Below are 16154 nucleotides of genomic sequence, written 5' to 3'. Positions count from 1 at the left end.
ACACGATTATTCTTCGTGAACACAGTCATCGCATTTATTATGGTATGCTTCGTGTTGCTCATCAATTTCCTTTCCGCAATGCGCACAAGTTTTTGTTGGCAAATTTCTGAAAAATTCCATTGGTTGATCAATCATGAAAATCCCTCCATTTCCATTTCTTAGTACCATTGTATTAGTACAAAAATAAAAAGTCAATAACTGTTTTATAACAAAATGAAAAATAATGAAAAAGTTTAGGAAATGGATTATAGTTAACAATGTAGAATGTAAGTGAAATTTTTCTCAATATAGAAAGAAAACATGCATTTCTATCGGTTTTTGAAAGGATGGATACATATGAAGATGACTGTTGTTGGCTTTTGGGGTGGCTTTCCAGAAGCGGGAGAAGCGACGTCGGGGTATTTGTTTGAACACGATGGTTTTCGTTTACTTGTTGACTGTGGCAGTGGTGTACTAGCACAGCTTCAAAAATATATAACACCATCTGATATAGATGCAGTTTTATTGTCACATTATCATCATGATCATGTTGCAGATATTGGGGTATTGCAATATGCAAGATTAATTACAAATGCGACAAAAGGGCAATTACCACAATTGCCGATTTATGGGCATGGCTTTGACGTACAAGGATTTGCGTCCTTAACACATGAACCGTATACGAAAGGAATTGTCTATAATCCAGAAGAAACATTGCAAATTGGACCATTCTCCATTTCATTCTTAAAAACAGTACATCCTGTTACGTGCTATGCAATGCGCATTGCGGTAGGAGATAAAGTTGTTGTATATAGTGCGGATTCCAGTTATATTCCAGAATTTATTCCATTTACAAAGGATGCGGATTTATTTATTTGCGAATGCAACATGTATGCGCATCAAGAGGCTGCAAAAGCAGGGCATATGAATAGTACAGAAGTAGCAAACATAGCAAAGCATGCCAATGTAAAAGAACTAGTATTAACGCATTTGCCGCATACAGGCAATCCAGCTGATTTAGTGGAAGAAGCAAAACAAATTTTTAGTGGCTCTATTGCATTAGCACATAGTGGCTATACTTGGAATTCATGAGGTGAGGACATGTTATTTATTGATAATAAAGGGATTACAGTTCCTACGATTAATTTAGCAATTGAAGAATATTGCGTGAAAAATTTAGATATTAATGAAACATATTTGTTGTTTTACATTAATGAACCTTCCATCATTATTGGGAAAAACCAAAACACAGTCGAAGAAATTAATGCAGATTATGTAAAAGAGAAAGGGATCCATGTTGTGCGCCGTTTATCAGGTGGCGGAGCTGTGTATCATGATTTAGGGAACTTAAACTTTAGCTTTATTACAAAAGATGACGGGGATAGTTTTCATAACTTTAAAAAATTCACAGAACCTGTTACGAAAGCACTTGGTAAATTAGGTGTAAATGCAGAGCTTAGTGGACGTAACGATATTTTAGCAGAAGGACGAAAAATTTCAGGTAACGCTCAATTTTCAACGAGAGGTCGTATGTTCAGTCACGGTACATTATTATTTGATTCTGAAATCGATCACGTTGTATCAGCTCTGAAAGTGAAAATGGATAAGATTCAATCAAAAGGAATTAAATCGATTCGTAGCCGTGTAGCTAATATTACGGAATTTTTAAATGAAAAGATGACAACAGAAGAGTTTAGACAACTTCTTCTTGAGACAATCTTTGAAGGAGAAAAGGAAATTCCAACATATGAGTTAACAGAAGAAGATTGGAAAGAAATTTATAAAATTTCTGAAGAACGTTACCGCAATTGGGATTGGAACTACGGGAAGTCTCCGAAGTTCAATTTACAACATTCACACCGTTTCCCAGTTGGACAAGTTGATGTTCGCTTAGAAGTGAAAAAAGGAACAGTAACAGAGTGTAAAATATATGGTGACTTCTTCGGAGTAGAAGATGTTCATGATATTGAGGAACGTTTAACAGGAGTACAATTTGATAAAGATGCGTTCGTTGAAGCGTTAAAAGACGTAGATGTAAAACGCTACTTTGGGAATATAACGAAAGAAGATTTCTTAGCATTGTTCTTTTAATAGTGAACTGCTCTCCTAAATTGGGAGAGCAGTTTTCATGTCGTTATTTGTCGTACCGCCGATATCCTGTGTCGAATGGTCGATATATTTTCATTTGCGCCGATATATGCTGAGAAACGGTCGATATATTTCAAAAATCGCTCATAAAATTTCATGCACCATTATTGTTTCACCTCAATTCATTACGAAGTACGCTGTAACTGAAATGGGTAAGATTCTTTTATCCCGCTATTTTAGGGCAGTAAGACTCCCACCTCAAGATTCAGAGAGAAGCAAGGAAGATAGGTGGGAGTAGGGCTGCCCGTAACAGCCCGATTGGTGAGGGCTCATAATCAGTGGTGGATGAAGAAAACCCCCAATGATTAAAGTTTCACTTTATGTTTTTGTAAAAAAGCGGTAGATGCGGTGCGTCGCATGGATGGTACAAATGAATGAACCTTCATTTCGCTCGTATCTACTGGCAGTATTGATTTACGGTGCTACTTTATATACGAGTATTTGAATGTTACTTGATACCTTAATTTTCTTTTAATATAATGTATTTAGAATGTTTAAATTTTCAAAATTTTATAAAGGTGGGGTTTATGTGAATCTCGTTCAATCCTTAGCTGAGACAGCCGCAAAGAAAGGGGAGAAACCAGCTTATATATTTATGGATCAGTCGGTCTCGTATGACCAATTAAATGAAATGGTCACAAAGTTTTCTAGTAATTTAGCAAAAATGGGCATCACAAAAGGGGATAATGTTGCATTAGTTGTTGGGAATTCACCACATTTTTTAATCGGGTTATATGGGGTCATGAAAACAGGAGCAACCGTTGTTCCGGTTAACCCAATATATACCGCAGATGAAATGCATTACATTTTACAAAATGGAGACGTAAAAACAATCATCATACTCGACATCCTTCTACCAATTATAGAATCTCTTACAACAAGACTTCCTTCTCTCGAACATATCATCATATGTGAAACCTCATCAGATTTTCAACTTACAGACAACGAAAAAATGAAAACGTTTACCGATTTATTAGGAACTGGAGATATATCTTATGAAGGTCCGCTATTACATGAAGAAGACGTTGCGGTTATTTTATACACCTCAGGAACAACGGGACAACCAAAAGGTGCTATGTTAACGCATAAGAATTTATATAGTAATGCGAGAGACGTTGCGACATATTTACAATATACAGAAGATGACCGTGTTGTAGCGGCGTTACCGATGTTCCATGTATTTTGTTTAACCGTTGCGATTCATGCACCGATTATAAATGGGGCCATCATTTTAATGTTACCAAAGTTTAGTCCCAAAGAAGTATTTCGAATTTGTCGCACATATAAACCAACAATATTTGCTGGTGTACCAACGATGTACAATTATTTATATTTATATGAAGGAGCAAGTGCAGAAGATATGAAATCACTCAGATTTTGCATATCTGGTGGTGCTTCTATGCCTGTTGCTCTTTTGGAGAATTTTGAAAAACGCTTTCAAGTTATTGTTTCAGAAGGATACGGACTATCAGAAGCATCGCCAGTGACGTGTTTTAATCCATTGGATCGGCCGCGAAAACCAGGATCTATTGGAACGAATATTTGGCACGTTGAAAATAAAGTAGTAAATGAACTTGGTGAGGAAGTGCCTGTTGGAGAAGTCGGAGAACTAATTGTTCGCGGCCCGAACGTGATGAAAGGGTATTATAAGGCTCCAGAAGATACAGCAGCAGTGCTTCGGGAAGGGTGGCTATACACAGGTGATCTAGCAAAAATGGATGAAGAAGGTTACTTCTATATTGTGGACCGTAAAAAAGATATCGTTCTTGTCGGTGGATATAACGTATACCCTCGGGAAGTAGAAGAGGTATTGTATAAACACGAGGAAGTAGCCGAAGTAATCGTAATAGGTGTTCCAGATGAAAGTTTAGGAGAAGCTGTACGCGCTTATGTTGTTCCAAAACATGAAAGGGTACGAGAAGAAGAACTCATTCATTATTGTTCGTTACATCTTGCGAAATATAAGGTTCCAAAAAGGATAGAATTTTTGAAGGAATTACCGAAGAACACAACGGGAAAACTACTAAGAAGAGCTTTGAGAGAAAAAGCGATGCAAGTATAAACTAAAAAACAACACTGATTTTATCAGTGTTGTTTTTTAGTTTACTTCTTCTCTACTAGTTTTTTATTTTTCCAATCTAGTACAAATGATTTATGAAATGTTTTTTGAGCTACATCTTTAATATTATTTCCAACCCAGTTACCAGATGCGAATGTAAAGCCAGGACGAAGTGTATAATCGTCAGCATGCTTTGTATAAGCCATTTGGATATGAGACTGATCTGTATCTTTTTCTGAAATGACAACAGCAATCATACCTGGAGAAAAACCGCTATTTGTTAGAGCTGGAAGGTCATTCATTGGGACTAGATTTCCTCGCGCATCTGTTTCATGAGGATACGTACGAGAATACATGAATAATTGGTTTCCATACAAAGCGTGGTAAGAATCGCGTGTGTAAATGCCCCAGTTTTGATTATTATATCCATTAAAGAATACGTTCCATTTTACATGCTTATTTGTTTGATCAATTAAGTTTGTTTTATAGCTTGTTTGTTTATAACTTACGGAATCAGACCAAGTTACTTGACCTGTTGCACCGGATTCGCCACTAGGACCGCTTGGTGTTACAGAGGCTTTAATAGAGCCACCAAGTTGATAAGAAACGCTTGATGTGACAGTCGTTTCTTCCACTGCATTTGTCGGTGCTACATTAAAGAATCGAGACGTATTATCTTGTAAATTCATTGAAACATCATATTGTGATGGATAGCGCAATGTGACACTTGCCCCTGGAACTGGATATCCATCAACAGGTGCATCACTAAGAGTTGGATTGGCTTTCATAAAGCTACCTGTTGTATTAATAACCGCAATTTGCTTATCAGCACTTGGATCATCAATGAAAGTTACTTTTAATGACATTGTCATATTATCTGCTTGTTCGTTATTAAATGTATTATAGCTTGTATGTGTTTTTGCATTTTGACCGATATCTGTTACAACTTGTGAAGTTGTTTGTGCAGCGACAGCCGGTGTGTGCATTACCAGGGCACTACTTGTCAAAACAGCAGATAACGCGAGACATTTTAAATATGTTTTAGAACGTTTCATAGAATCACTTCCTATTTTGTCGATATATGTCGTATTTCGTATATATCGTAGCATGAAAGTGGAAAGAAAATGAGGGGATATGCAAAATTGCATATTGAAAATGAACGAAGGAAATGAAAGAGGAGATATGCACTCTTTCATTTCTATTAATCCTCTTTTAAAATAGAGACATTCCATTTTAAATATTTGACTAAAAGCGAGTATAAATGTTTTAGTGCTTGATAAGATACGCCAGCGATGACTAAGCCAATAAAAAACCCTATCAATACACTATAAACATCTGAAAAATGGATTTGATGAAATCCTTTTATAAATCCTACTATTACTAATAGTAGAGGTGATAGTAATAGTAAAGGAGTAGCAATGATGAGTGCGAGAAGAATTGGCGATAGCAAGAGTAACAAGAAGAAAGCTATCATGATACATATAAAGTTTGCAAAACTTAAGGTCATAACAGACAAGATTGCTATTATCATATTTTTGAGGCTGCGTTTCTGATTCGCGTTGTTTATAGCATATGTAACATTCATTTCTTTCGCGATCGTTTTAGGATTTCCAAGGTTTTTACAAATCTCTTCTTCAGATTTCCCATCCTGCTTACCGCTAATAAAATGAGTTTCATATTCTGATAGAATATCGCTTTTTTCTGAATTCGGTATGTTTCCTAGGGAAGAGCTAAGTTTGTTTAAAAATTCCTTTTTGTTCACTACAATCACCTTCTTTTATGAAATGATTCATCATATTTCAGAATTCAATCTGTTTCTTCGTAAGAATAAATAAGTGGAGAGAACATTCCGTTGCGAAAGCGAGTCGTCCCTCTCTCTTTTTTAAAATGATATGTTCCTGGAATCATTTATCTAATTACTTCCAAATATACCATTAACTACTATATATTTCAAGGTACTGTATTATTATCGGTACTATAAATTGATGAGTACTATATGTATGGATTTTATGTCATCATTTAGGCATAAGAATAAATTTAACACTTCTTCGTAGCGACAATATAGCAAGTCGGTTTTCCATCTTGTTTCTTTACTAGATGAATCATGGAATTGTTTTGTGAAATAAAGTAAAAAACGTCAAGAAAAAAATAGAGCTTTTCTTTATCATAATACATAGAAGGCGGGTGAACAGAGATGGAAAGCTATGAAACACAAATTCAAAAAGCTATTGATTATATTGAAAAAGATGTTATGGAAAAACAAACATTATGCAATTTAGCTCGTATTGCTGGTTTTTCTGATTCGCATTTTCATCGTGTATTTCAGGCGTTAGTTGGTGATCCAGTGATGGAGTATGTTCGGAAGAGAAGGCTTGCCCGGGCAGCTTATCAGCTTTCTCATACGAATGAAAGAATTCTTGATATTGCATTAGAGCATGGCTTTCAATCTCATGAAACGTTCACAAGAGCCTTTAAAAAATTATTTCAAATGACACCAAGTCAATATCGAAAACAAAACATTCAAACACCGATGTACAACAAAGTGAATGTGAGACAGAGAAAATTAAATCCGTATTTAGGGGGAATACAAATGGAATATCGTATTGTGAATAAGCCGGCGTTTTCAGTTGTTGGATATGAATGTAAGACAACGAATAAAGAGGGAAAGAATCATCGAGATATCCCAGCGTTTTGGCAAACTTATATTAAGAAGAATCTTGGGGCAAATATTCCAAACCGCAAGGATATAAGTCAGTGTGTAGAGCTTGGTATGTGTACAGATTTCAATTTAGAAACAGGGGATTTCACTTATATAATCGGGATGGAAGTAACAAGTTTTGAAGGTGTACCAAATGAACTTCTAAAACGAACATTCCCAGAAGCAACGTATGCTGTATTTACAACGCCGAAAGTACCGCATGAAGAGATGGTCCCGTCTATCCATCAAACATGGAACGCAGTTTTCACAGAATGGTTCCCGCATTCTGGATATGAACATTGTGGAAGTGTAGAGTTTGAATTATATGATGAGCGCTGCCATGCAGATAAAAATGAGCTCGTTCAAATTGAGATTTGGATACCAGTGAAACAGAAATAGGAAGAAAAAGGGCGAATCAATGATGATTCGCTCTTTTTATACAGAACACGCAACTACAATTTTGGTTAAGACGTTCTTTTTTGATTCGGAAATGGAAATATGATAGTAATAGATGTTCCTTTCCCAAGTTCACTTTCAATTGAAATCGTACCGTTATGAGCGAGGACAAGTTGCTTTGTAATAGCGAGACCAAGTCCTGTTCCTGCAATATTTTCTTCTGTATTTGTTCCGCGGTAATACCGTTCAAATAATAGTTCTTTTGTTTTTTCATCCATTCCCTTTCCGTTATCTGTAATAGAAAGAGTGAAAGAATCTTTATTTTTTGCCAGTTTGACGAGGGTTTTGGTCGTTTCATTGTTATGTTTTACGGCATTTGCTAATAAGTTTTCAATGATGCGCTGGAACCATTTTTCCTCAATCGAATAATAGATTTTATGGGAACTTGGAACAAATTCAATATTTTGATTTTGAAGCGTAGGGTTATTAATAAATTGTAATAAAATCTTTTGAACAAATTGATTAATTTCAACATGTGAATGTTGAGAAGGAAGCGCATTGTTTTTTAATTGGTATGTTAAGCTTAAATCATCGATTAATGTAGTCATATATTGTGATTTTTCTTTTATGATGTGACCGAACTCTTGAATATCTTTATCAGTCCATTGATACTGGTTAGATTCTAATAAAAGAGAGTAACCGTAAATCGAACTAAGGGGTGTTTTTAAATCATGGGTGAGTCCGGTAATCCATTCTTCGCGTGTTTGTTGAAGTACTTGTCGCATCGCTTCGTTTTTTTTGAGTGTAATTGAAAGATGTTCTAACGTCTTTGTTACATCTTTAAATAAACGGAATGACCATTTTTCTTTACCAGAGCGCCGAAAGCGAATCGGTTTTCCTTTTTTACTAACAGGTTCTTCATATATTCCGCTCGCTATATTTTTGAGCCAACGCATTGTATGTAACAGCGGTTTTCCAAATTTTCTACCGTACCAAATAGAAATAATGACTAAATAGACAAATGTTACAAGAAAAACAACACAGAAAAAGGTAAGGAATTTTTTCGCGATTACATCCTCATCCATTTCAGATGGGTTATAATGAGTATTTTTAGTTGTGATTGTAAATAAAGTTTTGTCTTCCGGATTATAAAGAGTTGAAATATTTTCTTGATGATTCCAAGGCTCTTTTTCAGAAAGTACGGCTTGAATGGCAGAAAGAGGCTTGCCTTGGTTTTCTGGATAAGAAAAAATTTCTTCCCCATCTGCATTGAAAATTTGTAATACAGCATTTGCAGCAGAAAGTTGTTCTTTTTCAGAATCAGTTAAAGAAAAATTTGCTGTGAATGGTGCATTGTGCTCTTTTTGTAGTTTCTGCAACAATTTATTGCTTGGAAGTTGCTCACCATAAATTACAATTGCTTTCTTTTTTCCTAATTCAATATCCCAATAAGCGAATTTATACGGGCTATGTATTTGTTGTCTTAAATATGCAACTAACGATGTTTTTGTGTAAGAATCAGGAACCTCTTTCGGTGTATTATAGTGATATAGTACCTTTCCGTTTTCATCTACAATTTGAAGCCAATCATCCTTTTTTTGAAGCGTTTCTTTTACTTTAGCATTCAATGTAATATGACCGTTTTCGAAAGAAACGTAACTGGAAATTGTTGAATTATCAAATTCTGATACATTTGTTTCCGATAAGGACGAGTTAATCAAAATAGCGAAATATCCGAAGGCAATTACGACAGCAATGAGTAAAGTGAATAAGACAAAAATATGTTGTAGAATAAATTGGATAATTAATCTCTTACTTAAATTCATCGCGATTACCTTCCTGGAATGAATTTATAACCAAGTCCACGAACTGTTTTTATATACTGTGGATTGCTTGGATTGAATTCGATTTTTTCCCGCAGCTTGCGAATATGGACCATCACGGTATTATCATCTCCGTTATAGGCTGGGGCGCCCCAAACTTTTTCGTATATTTCTTCTTTAGAAAAGACGTAATTCGGATGTTCACAAAAGAAGAGTAAGAGCTGAAATAGCTGAGCGGAGCATTCTACAATACTGCCATCAACTTTTAATTCAGCAGCATGTTTATCGACCTGAAATCTTCCAAATGAATAGAAATCGGAAGTTTGTATTGTTTTTGGAGTATATTTCAAATGTCTGCGCAGCTGTGCTTTAATCCGAGCAACAACTTCAAGCGGATTGAACGGTTTTGTAATATAATCATCTGCTCCATATAAAAATCCAGATACTTTATCGAGATCAGATGTTTTTGCTGTTAGAAAAAAGATGGGACAATCTGTTTTTTGACGGATAATGGGACAAATATCAAAGCCGGATTGTCCAGGGAGCATCACATCGAGAATCATTAAATCATATGAATGATTTTCAATGAGTAATAAAGCTTCCTCAGCAGAACTTGCGGTTGTAATATGAGAAAACCCTTCTTTTTGTAGAATTGTAGTTAATAGTTGTAAGATTGCTGATTCATCATCAACAAGTAAAATATTTGCATTGTACAAAGTAAAATCCCTCCTAGTTTTCACAAAATATCATAACATTTTCTTGAAAGTTATGGGATTTTTAAGGAAATTTTAAGGTTTTCTTAGTTAAGAAATAAGATTTAGATGATATGATAAAAGTAAACATAGGGGAGGAGATGAGTGTGAATCCGTTTTATTCGATGCGAGCAAGATATTTTTTGATTGTATTTACACTACTAATTTGGCTCGAGCGCAGCAGTAAACAATTGCTCGAACATACCCTTCATATACAAAATTCTTCTATTATAAATCTACTAATATTTTATATACTCCCAGTGATTTGGCTCATGTATGAATATAGGAGAAAAGATATTCCTTTAAGAGCATTTATTAATAGGCAAGAGACATTTCATGTATTGCAAGTTGTATGGATTACCGTTATGCTTTGCCTCTTTAGCTATGGATATTTGATTTTGTATATGTATAGTTTCACATGGATTACGCCGGATTTTATTATGACTGCATTACATCAGCCAATTATAGAAGAGACCGGTGGATATGTATATCAATTTATAACGGTTGTATTTATTGCGCCTATTATAGGTGAATTTGTATTTAGAGGATTTCTTTTTCAGCGTTTTGCAGCAAAGTGGGGAACGGGAAAAGGCATGATTGCAGTTGCCATTCTGTTTGGTTGCGTGCATATTGATTTTCTCGGTGCTACCGTATTTAGCATCGTCCTATCTATTGTATATATTCGCTCGAAAAGCCTACTCATGCCGATTAGTATTCATATGCTAAATAATGGAGTTGTACTGATTGGTTCTAAATTTATGAGTAAAGAAGAGGCGATAAGTTTTGCCGATCTTTCCAACTATACGAACTTTTTCACAGGATTTATGATCTTTATCATTGGGTTAAATTTCGTTTTATTCTTTTTGTTTATGAACCGTCGTTATATGAATGAAGAACTACCAATTGTAACTTTAAATAAGATGTAAAGACTCTAGCGCTTTATGTTTAGGAGAGTTATAGGGATGAAAAAATTCACAGGAAAGATTCTGAAAGAAATGACAAATTCGACATCTATAACAGACATATGTAGTAGAGAAGTTTGTCAGTTTATTCGTCCGGTTATGGATCCGATTGTGTTTCCAGAATTTTATTTGTTTTCAAGTACGAGTCATAAAGAAAGCGCTATATTTCTGCTTATTCTTGTAGGAATCATAATTGTAGTTGGGCTTGTTTTAGAAGAAATCGTAAAACGAATTCTTCTAAAGTATGATAGTAGGGATAGTGGAAATCGAGTAATTTTTAAAAAAATGTTTGAATATATAGTGACCGCTTTCATATTCTTTTATTTTTTTAAAGCAATGATTTATTTTGTCATGCTAAACCGCGGATAGTGCGATTATGAAGGAATGATACTATATAGAAAGGAATGTATATATTTATATGAATGAAACAATGCAATCAAATAAATTTTTCTATGTCATTATGATAAGTTTGATTGTAATTACGACCATAAATGTGAGTTTTCATTGGAATGAAACGTACTTTTTTGTTTATTTGGCACTTCATTTATTAGGATTATTATGTATTTGCGGAGGAATGGTAGCGGAAAAAAAGAGTGCAGATTGTGTCAATTATATGTGTATAACGGGTCTTATTCTGTTGTTAACTGTGCAAGGAATTATGAAATGTAGTTCTATGAACCTTCATAATTTTAGTTTATTGGTAGATATGATTCCGTAGTGGGAAGAGCCTATGTCAAAAGGATACCTTTTGGCGTAGGCTCTTTGTTTCTATTTGTGTCGAATCGCCGATATAGAGAAGGGATTGAAAATTACATGACAATTCCTTAGATTAGCTTGTTCTATTTTGAGAGAAGCGAACTTACAATAATAATAGACAGGCAGCATAGAGGAGGGAATACGGTGAGAAAAGTTATTGGATGGTCGCTTTTTTTGTACGTTGGTTTTGCCTTATTTATATACTGGTATTTATTTGGTTGGAACCATGAAATGATTCCAGACATGTATAAAGGAACGAGCGCTGATCCAGCAACCTTTATGAATGCGAAAGAACTTGCATTAAGCCAAGATTTTTCAAGAGTTAAAAATTTGCTGTTTTTTTTATCTGTGCCTCTTGAATGGATGATTTTATTGTTTGTTCTCGTTTTAGGGGTATCAAATAAATTTGAGAAATGGTCAAAAGAAACGACGAAGGTAAAAGTTATACAAATTGCGATTTACTTATTTTATTTATCATTACTTACAACGGCGCTTTCATTACCACTGCAATGGTTCGGGCATCAAGTATCTATTGATTACGGTATTTCAACACAAACAACAGCGAGCTGGATACGAGATCATGTTCTTGATTTTTGGATCAATTATGTAATGATGTTTCTGATCGTTTCCGTTTTATTATGGCTAATGAATAAATTCCCGAAGCGCTGGTGGCTAGCAGGTTGGGCATTATCTGTACCATTTACAATCTTTTTAACATTTGTACAGCCTGTTTTAATTGATCCGCTTTATCATGAGTTTTCAACTTTAAAAAATAAAGAATTAGAAACGAAAATTTTAGCAATTGCAGATCAAGCACATATCCCTGCGGAACATGTATATGAAGTGAATATGTCAGAAAAAACAAATGCATTAAATGCATACGTGACAGGGATTGGAAAGAATTCACGCATTGTATTATGGGATACGACGCTTCAGCAGTTAAAAGATAAAGAAATTTTGTTTATTATGGCGCATGAAATAGGACATTATGTCATGAAACATATATATTGGGGCGTAGCCAGTTATATTGTTTTAACATTTATCGGCATGTACCTTATCAGCCGCATTTTAAATCTTTGCTTGCGAAAATGGGGAGATACATTGCGAATTTCAAAGCTTGCCTGCTTGTCCATTCTCCCTTTATTTTTCTTAATTTCCTCTGTATTATCTTTTGCCGCAAGTCCGGCGACAAATTATGTATCTCGCATTGAAGAACGTGCGGCTGATCAATATGCATTACATATGACGAAAGATGGTAAAGCAGGAGTAAAAACATTCCAATATTTATCCAAAACAAGCCTTAGTCAAGTAAATCCACCTGCTTTAGTAAAATTTTTCTTATATACACACCCACCTATTTTTGAAAGAATTCACACATTTGAAGAATATGAGAAGCAGAAAAAATAAAGAAGTGGCGGTTATGCTACTTCTTTATTTTTAGTAAATAATTTTTGGTAAAATTTTTCATTGATTTTTTCGCTGATTTTTTCAATAATAAGCTATAAAATTTTAAAAATCCATATATAGAGGAGTAAAGTTGTATTTATGCGTTTTTTACGAAATTTGAAAGTAAAATATAAGTTATTTTTACTCATTTCATTAGCTGTTCTCGGTTTCATTGTGATGAGTTGCGTAGCAATGAACTCGATGAATCAGATGAAACAGAACACAAAAATTGTTGTAGATGATTATCAATATTCTAATGTCTTGTTGGAAAGTATGCTTCGCACACAAAATTCATTAGAATATAATTTATTAACATTAATGACGATTTCACAAACTCAAAGTGAAGAGAGGAAAGAGATTGTCAAAGATATTGAAGATGACCTGAAGAAATATGATTCTTTATTGAAAGAATATGATGATGGCTTTAATTTAAGTAAGCAAGAAGATGAACTGTTTCAAAAGATGAAAAAGGTTGTACCAGATTATAAGAATACATATGAAAGTTTGTTTGGAAAAGAAAAGCTGATACATGATCCACAACATATAAATGAGTTTCGAGAAGAACTCAAACCAAAAGGTGTTGAGCTGGCTCGTTATACAGGTGATTTAGAAAAATATGTTGCAGATTTAGCAGATAAAGTATTCGATGATTCTCAAAATATGGTGGAACAATCTATTACAAGTTTTATAGTGACTGTAACTGCTAGTACAATTTTAATCTGTATATTAAGTTATATCATTAGTAGGTTAATCGTCACGCCTTTACAAACTGTAAGTACTATGATGGGAAGAGTAAAAGAAGGCGATTTAACGGTATATGGAGATTATAAAGCGAAAGATGAATTAGGTATATTAGTTAATGATTTTAATGGGATGATTGATGGTTTAAGAGAGAATATGAAGGAAGTTGAAAAGAACATTCAACTATTATCGCAGCACTCTCATTCAGTTGTTTCTGCATCAGAAACGTCGCATCAAGCCGCTAAACAAATTATAGTAGATATTGAAGAAGTGGCAAGTGGTGCGGAGAGTCAAAAGAAAGCGACAGAACAAACTGCGTGTGCAATGGAAGAATTGACACAAGAGATACAAGGAATCGTGGATATCTCTTCATCTGTAAATGAATTATCTTCTCAATCTGCATTAGAAGCGGATAGAGGAAATCAATTTATGAAGCAGATGATTCAACAAATGGATACAATATATGGTTCTGTCCAGCAAGGTGTGAAACAAGTAGGAAATATGAAAGTCCAATCGGAAGAAATTGTAAAAATTATTGATGTGATACAAGAGATTGCCTCACAGATTAATTTATTAGCATTAAATGCGGCGATTGAGGCTGCACGTGCTGGAGAAAGTGGTAGAGGTTTTGCGGTTGTTGCTGATGAAGTAAGACAGTTAGCGGAGCAGTCTAGTGAATCGGCAAAACAAATTGAACAACTTGTTGTCCAAGTTATGGAAGTAACGAATCATACAGTTGAGATGATGGGGAAAGTAGAAGAGGATGTTCAGCAAGGTACAAAAGTAGCGATGCGTACAGAAGAAGTATTTGGAAAGATTACAGAAAAAGTTCAACAAGCATCGCTTCAAATTGAAAGTGCCTCTAGATCTACGGATGAAATGGCTGCAAGTAGTGAAGAAATTTCTGCTTCAGCAGAAGAAATGGCTCACATTGCCCAAAGATCATCTGACCGTACCGATACAGTAAAACAATCTATCCTAAAGCAGGAAGAATCAGTCCAAACTATTTCTACTGCAATTGAGCAACTCCATATGATAGCAGGTGGATTGAAGAAAATTGTTTCTCAATTTACCTTACAAAAATAAGGTAAAACGCTCGTTAGTAGAATAATATTTATAAAGACATGTTAAGTATTCTTAATATGTCTTTTATTCTATATTTTTACAAATGATAATTTATAAGATATAATTTTAAAAATATTCCGTTTATTCTCTCGGAAGAAGGAATGGTTAGGGGGGATATCTTTTGTTTTCAAAGTATAAAGTAAAAATGCAATCATCAATGCCAGCACTAAAAATGATAGTATCCATGTCTATTTTTGGATCAATTGGATTTTTTTCCGTTCAAACGAACTTACCATCTTTTGAATTAGTATTTATACGTTGTATTTGTGCGACAGTGTTTTTAACTTTATGTTGGATTGTCACAGGGCAGTATAAAGAGGAGAAATGGAATCGGAAAGAAATAATGCAAATATTAGCGTGTGGTATATTTCTCGTTTTTAACTGGGTGTTCTTATTTAAAGCGTTTGAGGTTATGTCGATTACAATCGCTATCTCTGTATATCATCTTGCTCCCATTATTGTATTAATAATTGGAAGTTTCGTATTTAAGGAGAAATTAACGATATTCGCGATTATTTCCATTGTTATGTGTTTTGTTGGAACTGTATTTGTTGCGGGAGTAGACGGGAGTATTTCGATGGAGAAACTCATGTCATCCGGAATGGTCTGGGCTCTTCTAGCAGCTTTATTTTACGCATTTACAACCCTTTTAGGAAAGGGAATTTCACAGACGAGTGCATACGCAATGACATTTCTGCAAACCTTTTTAGGAATCTTTCTTTTGTTACCATTTGTCGATTTTCATGCATTTCAAGGACTGACAGAAAAGAATTGGTTGTATATAACAGCAACAGGCCTTATACATACAGGGTTTGTATATTATCTGTTTTTTGATAGTTTAAGAGACTTGCCAACAAGACTCATTTCTGTATTAGTATTTTTAGATCCTGGTGTGGCAATTTTATTAGATACGGTATTTACAGGGTTTAGACCAACAATGCTGCAAGTAATTGGGATTATTTTTATTTTTGCTGGAATGGCATTTACGTTTCGAAAATCAGAAGTAGAAACAGTGCTTGAGGAAGAACATGCGTATTCAAAGTGATAAAAAGTTAGAAATAGAAAGAAGCCTGTCTAAAACGTATAAGTTTCGGACGAGCTTTTTTATTTTTTCATAGCGGTAAAGTGCGGGATTTGTCGTTTGATCGATATCGTATAATTTTGCGTTTTTTGTCTATATCATGAACTTTTCATAAGAGAAGGATAGGGATGAAATGGTGTAGAATATATATTATATAACATCCTTGTAAGAGGTTTCATTAGTCCTTT

At 34.5% G+C, this 16154-nt stretch carries 15 protein-coding genes; 10 read left to right on the top strand and 5 right to left on the bottom strand.

The genetic code is table 11. The annotated features are described in order from the left end of the window. Nucleotides 1–6: 6 nt before the first annotated feature. Nucleotides 7–135, bottom strand: coding sequence for a protein YhfH (yhfH, locus tag MR063_RS16980; RefSeq protein WP_000567010.1), 129 nt, complete (start codon nt 133–135; stop codon nt 7–9). Between the two features lie 201 nt (nt 136–336). On the opposite strand from yhfH, the gene MR063_RS16975 reads away from it, so the two are divergent. The 3 genes from MR063_RS16975 to MR063_RS16965 all read left to right on the top strand — a co-directional run bounded on the left by MR063_RS16975 (nt 337) and on the right by MR063_RS16965 (nt 4189). Then, nucleotides 337–1071, top strand: a complete 735-nt coding sequence (locus tag MR063_RS16975) for an MBL fold metallo-hydrolase (RefSeq protein ID WP_242200030.1) — start codon at nt 337–339, stop codon at nt 1069–1071. 9 nt (nt 1072–1080) lie between these two features. After that, entirely contained in the window at nt 1081–2070 is a 990-nt protein-coding gene (locus MR063_RS16970) for a lipoate--protein ligase (RefSeq protein ID WP_242200029.1), read from the top strand. A 586-nt stretch (nt 2071–2656) separates the two neighbouring features. Continuing rightward, nucleotides 2657–4189 carry a fatty acid--CoA ligase family protein gene (locus MR063_RS16965; protein ID WP_242200025.1) on the top strand — a complete coding sequence of 511 codons (1533 nt, stop codon included), beginning with the start codon at nt 2657–2659 and terminating at the stop codon, nt 4187–4189. Between the two features lie 41 nt (nt 4190–4230). Here the strand turns inward: MR063_RS16965 and cytK1 are convergent, their stop codons facing one another. Continuing rightward, a complete protein-coding gene (cytK1, locus tag MR063_RS16960; RefSeq protein WP_242200023.1) occupies nt 4231–5241 on the bottom strand; it encodes a beta-channel forming cytolysin CytK1 in 1011 nt (336 codons plus the stop codon). Between the two features lie 146 nt (nt 5242–5387). Continuing rightward, nucleotides 5388–5948, bottom strand: coding sequence for an HAAS signaling domain-containing protein (locus MR063_RS16955; protein WP_242200021.1), 561 nt, complete (start codon nt 5946–5948; stop codon nt 5388–5390). A 432-nt stretch (nt 5949–6380) separates the two neighbouring features. Between MR063_RS16955 and MR063_RS16950 the strand changes: the two genes are divergently transcribed. Further along, nucleotides 6381–7283 carry an AraC family transcriptional regulator gene (locus MR063_RS16950; protein ID WP_242200020.1) on the top strand — a complete coding sequence of 301 codons (903 nt, stop codon included), beginning with the start codon at nt 6381–6383 and terminating at the stop codon, nt 7281–7283. A 65-nt stretch (nt 7284–7348) separates the two neighbouring features. Here MR063_RS16950 and MR063_RS16945 read toward each other — a convergent pair whose 3' ends face one another. Both MR063_RS16945 and MR063_RS16940 read right to left on the bottom strand, forming a co-directional pair. Beyond that, entirely contained in the window at nt 7349–9106 is a 1758-nt protein-coding gene (locus MR063_RS16945) for a sensor histidine kinase (protein ID WP_242200019.1), read from the bottom strand. 5 nt (nt 9107–9111) lie between these two features. Continuing rightward, nucleotides 9112–9819: a response regulator transcription factor gene (locus tag MR063_RS16940; protein ID WP_242200018.1), complete on the bottom strand. Its 708-nt coding sequence runs from the start codon at nt 9817–9819 to the stop codon at nt 9112–9114. 137 nt (nt 9820–9956) lie between these two features. Between MR063_RS16940 and MR063_RS16935 the strand changes: the two genes are divergently transcribed. The 6 genes from MR063_RS16935 (at nt 9957) to MR063_RS16910 (ending at nt 15930) form a co-directional block, all read left to right on the top strand. Next, on the top strand, nt 9957–10781 hold the full coding sequence (locus tag MR063_RS16935) for a CPBP family intramembrane glutamic endopeptidase (protein WP_242200017.1): 825 nt from the start codon (nt 9957–9959) through the stop codon (nt 10779–10781). Nucleotides 10782–10817: 36 nt separating this feature from the next. Beyond that, nucleotides 10818–11186, top strand: a complete 369-nt coding sequence (locus MR063_RS16930) for a hypothetical protein (protein ID WP_242200016.1) — start codon at nt 10818–10820, stop codon at nt 11184–11186. Between the two features lie 49 nt (nt 11187–11235). Then, entirely contained in the window at nt 11236–11535 is a 300-nt protein-coding gene (locus tag MR063_RS16925; RefSeq protein ID WP_242200015.1) for a hypothetical protein, read from the top strand. A gap of 182 nt (nt 11536–11717) precedes the next feature. After that, the gene (locus MR063_RS16920; protein ID WP_242200013.1) at nt 11718–12980 is read left to right on the top strand and encodes a M48 family metallopeptidase; all 1263 of its coding nucleotides are present in this window, start codon (nt 11718–11720) and stop codon (nt 12978–12980) included. Nucleotides 12981–13118: 138 nt separating this feature from the next. Then, nucleotides 13119–14846, top strand: coding sequence for a methyl-accepting chemotaxis protein (locus MR063_RS16915; protein WP_242200010.1), 1728 nt, complete (start codon nt 13119–13121; stop codon nt 14844–14846). Nucleotides 14847–15030: 184 nt separating this feature from the next. Further along, nucleotides 15031–15930 (top strand): DMT family transporter, encoded by a 900-nt coding sequence (locus MR063_RS16910; RefSeq protein WP_242200143.1) that lies wholly within the window; start codon nt 15031–15033, stop codon nt 15928–15930. Nucleotides 15931–16154: the final 224 nt, after the last annotated feature.

The organism is Bacillus cereus group sp. BfR-BA-01492 (genome assembly GCF_022662815.1).
Lineage (GTDB): Bacteria > Bacillota > Bacilli > Bacillales > Bacillaceae_G > Bacillus_A > Bacillus_A cereus_BD.
This window is presented reverse-complemented; position numbering and strand designations above follow the sequence as displayed.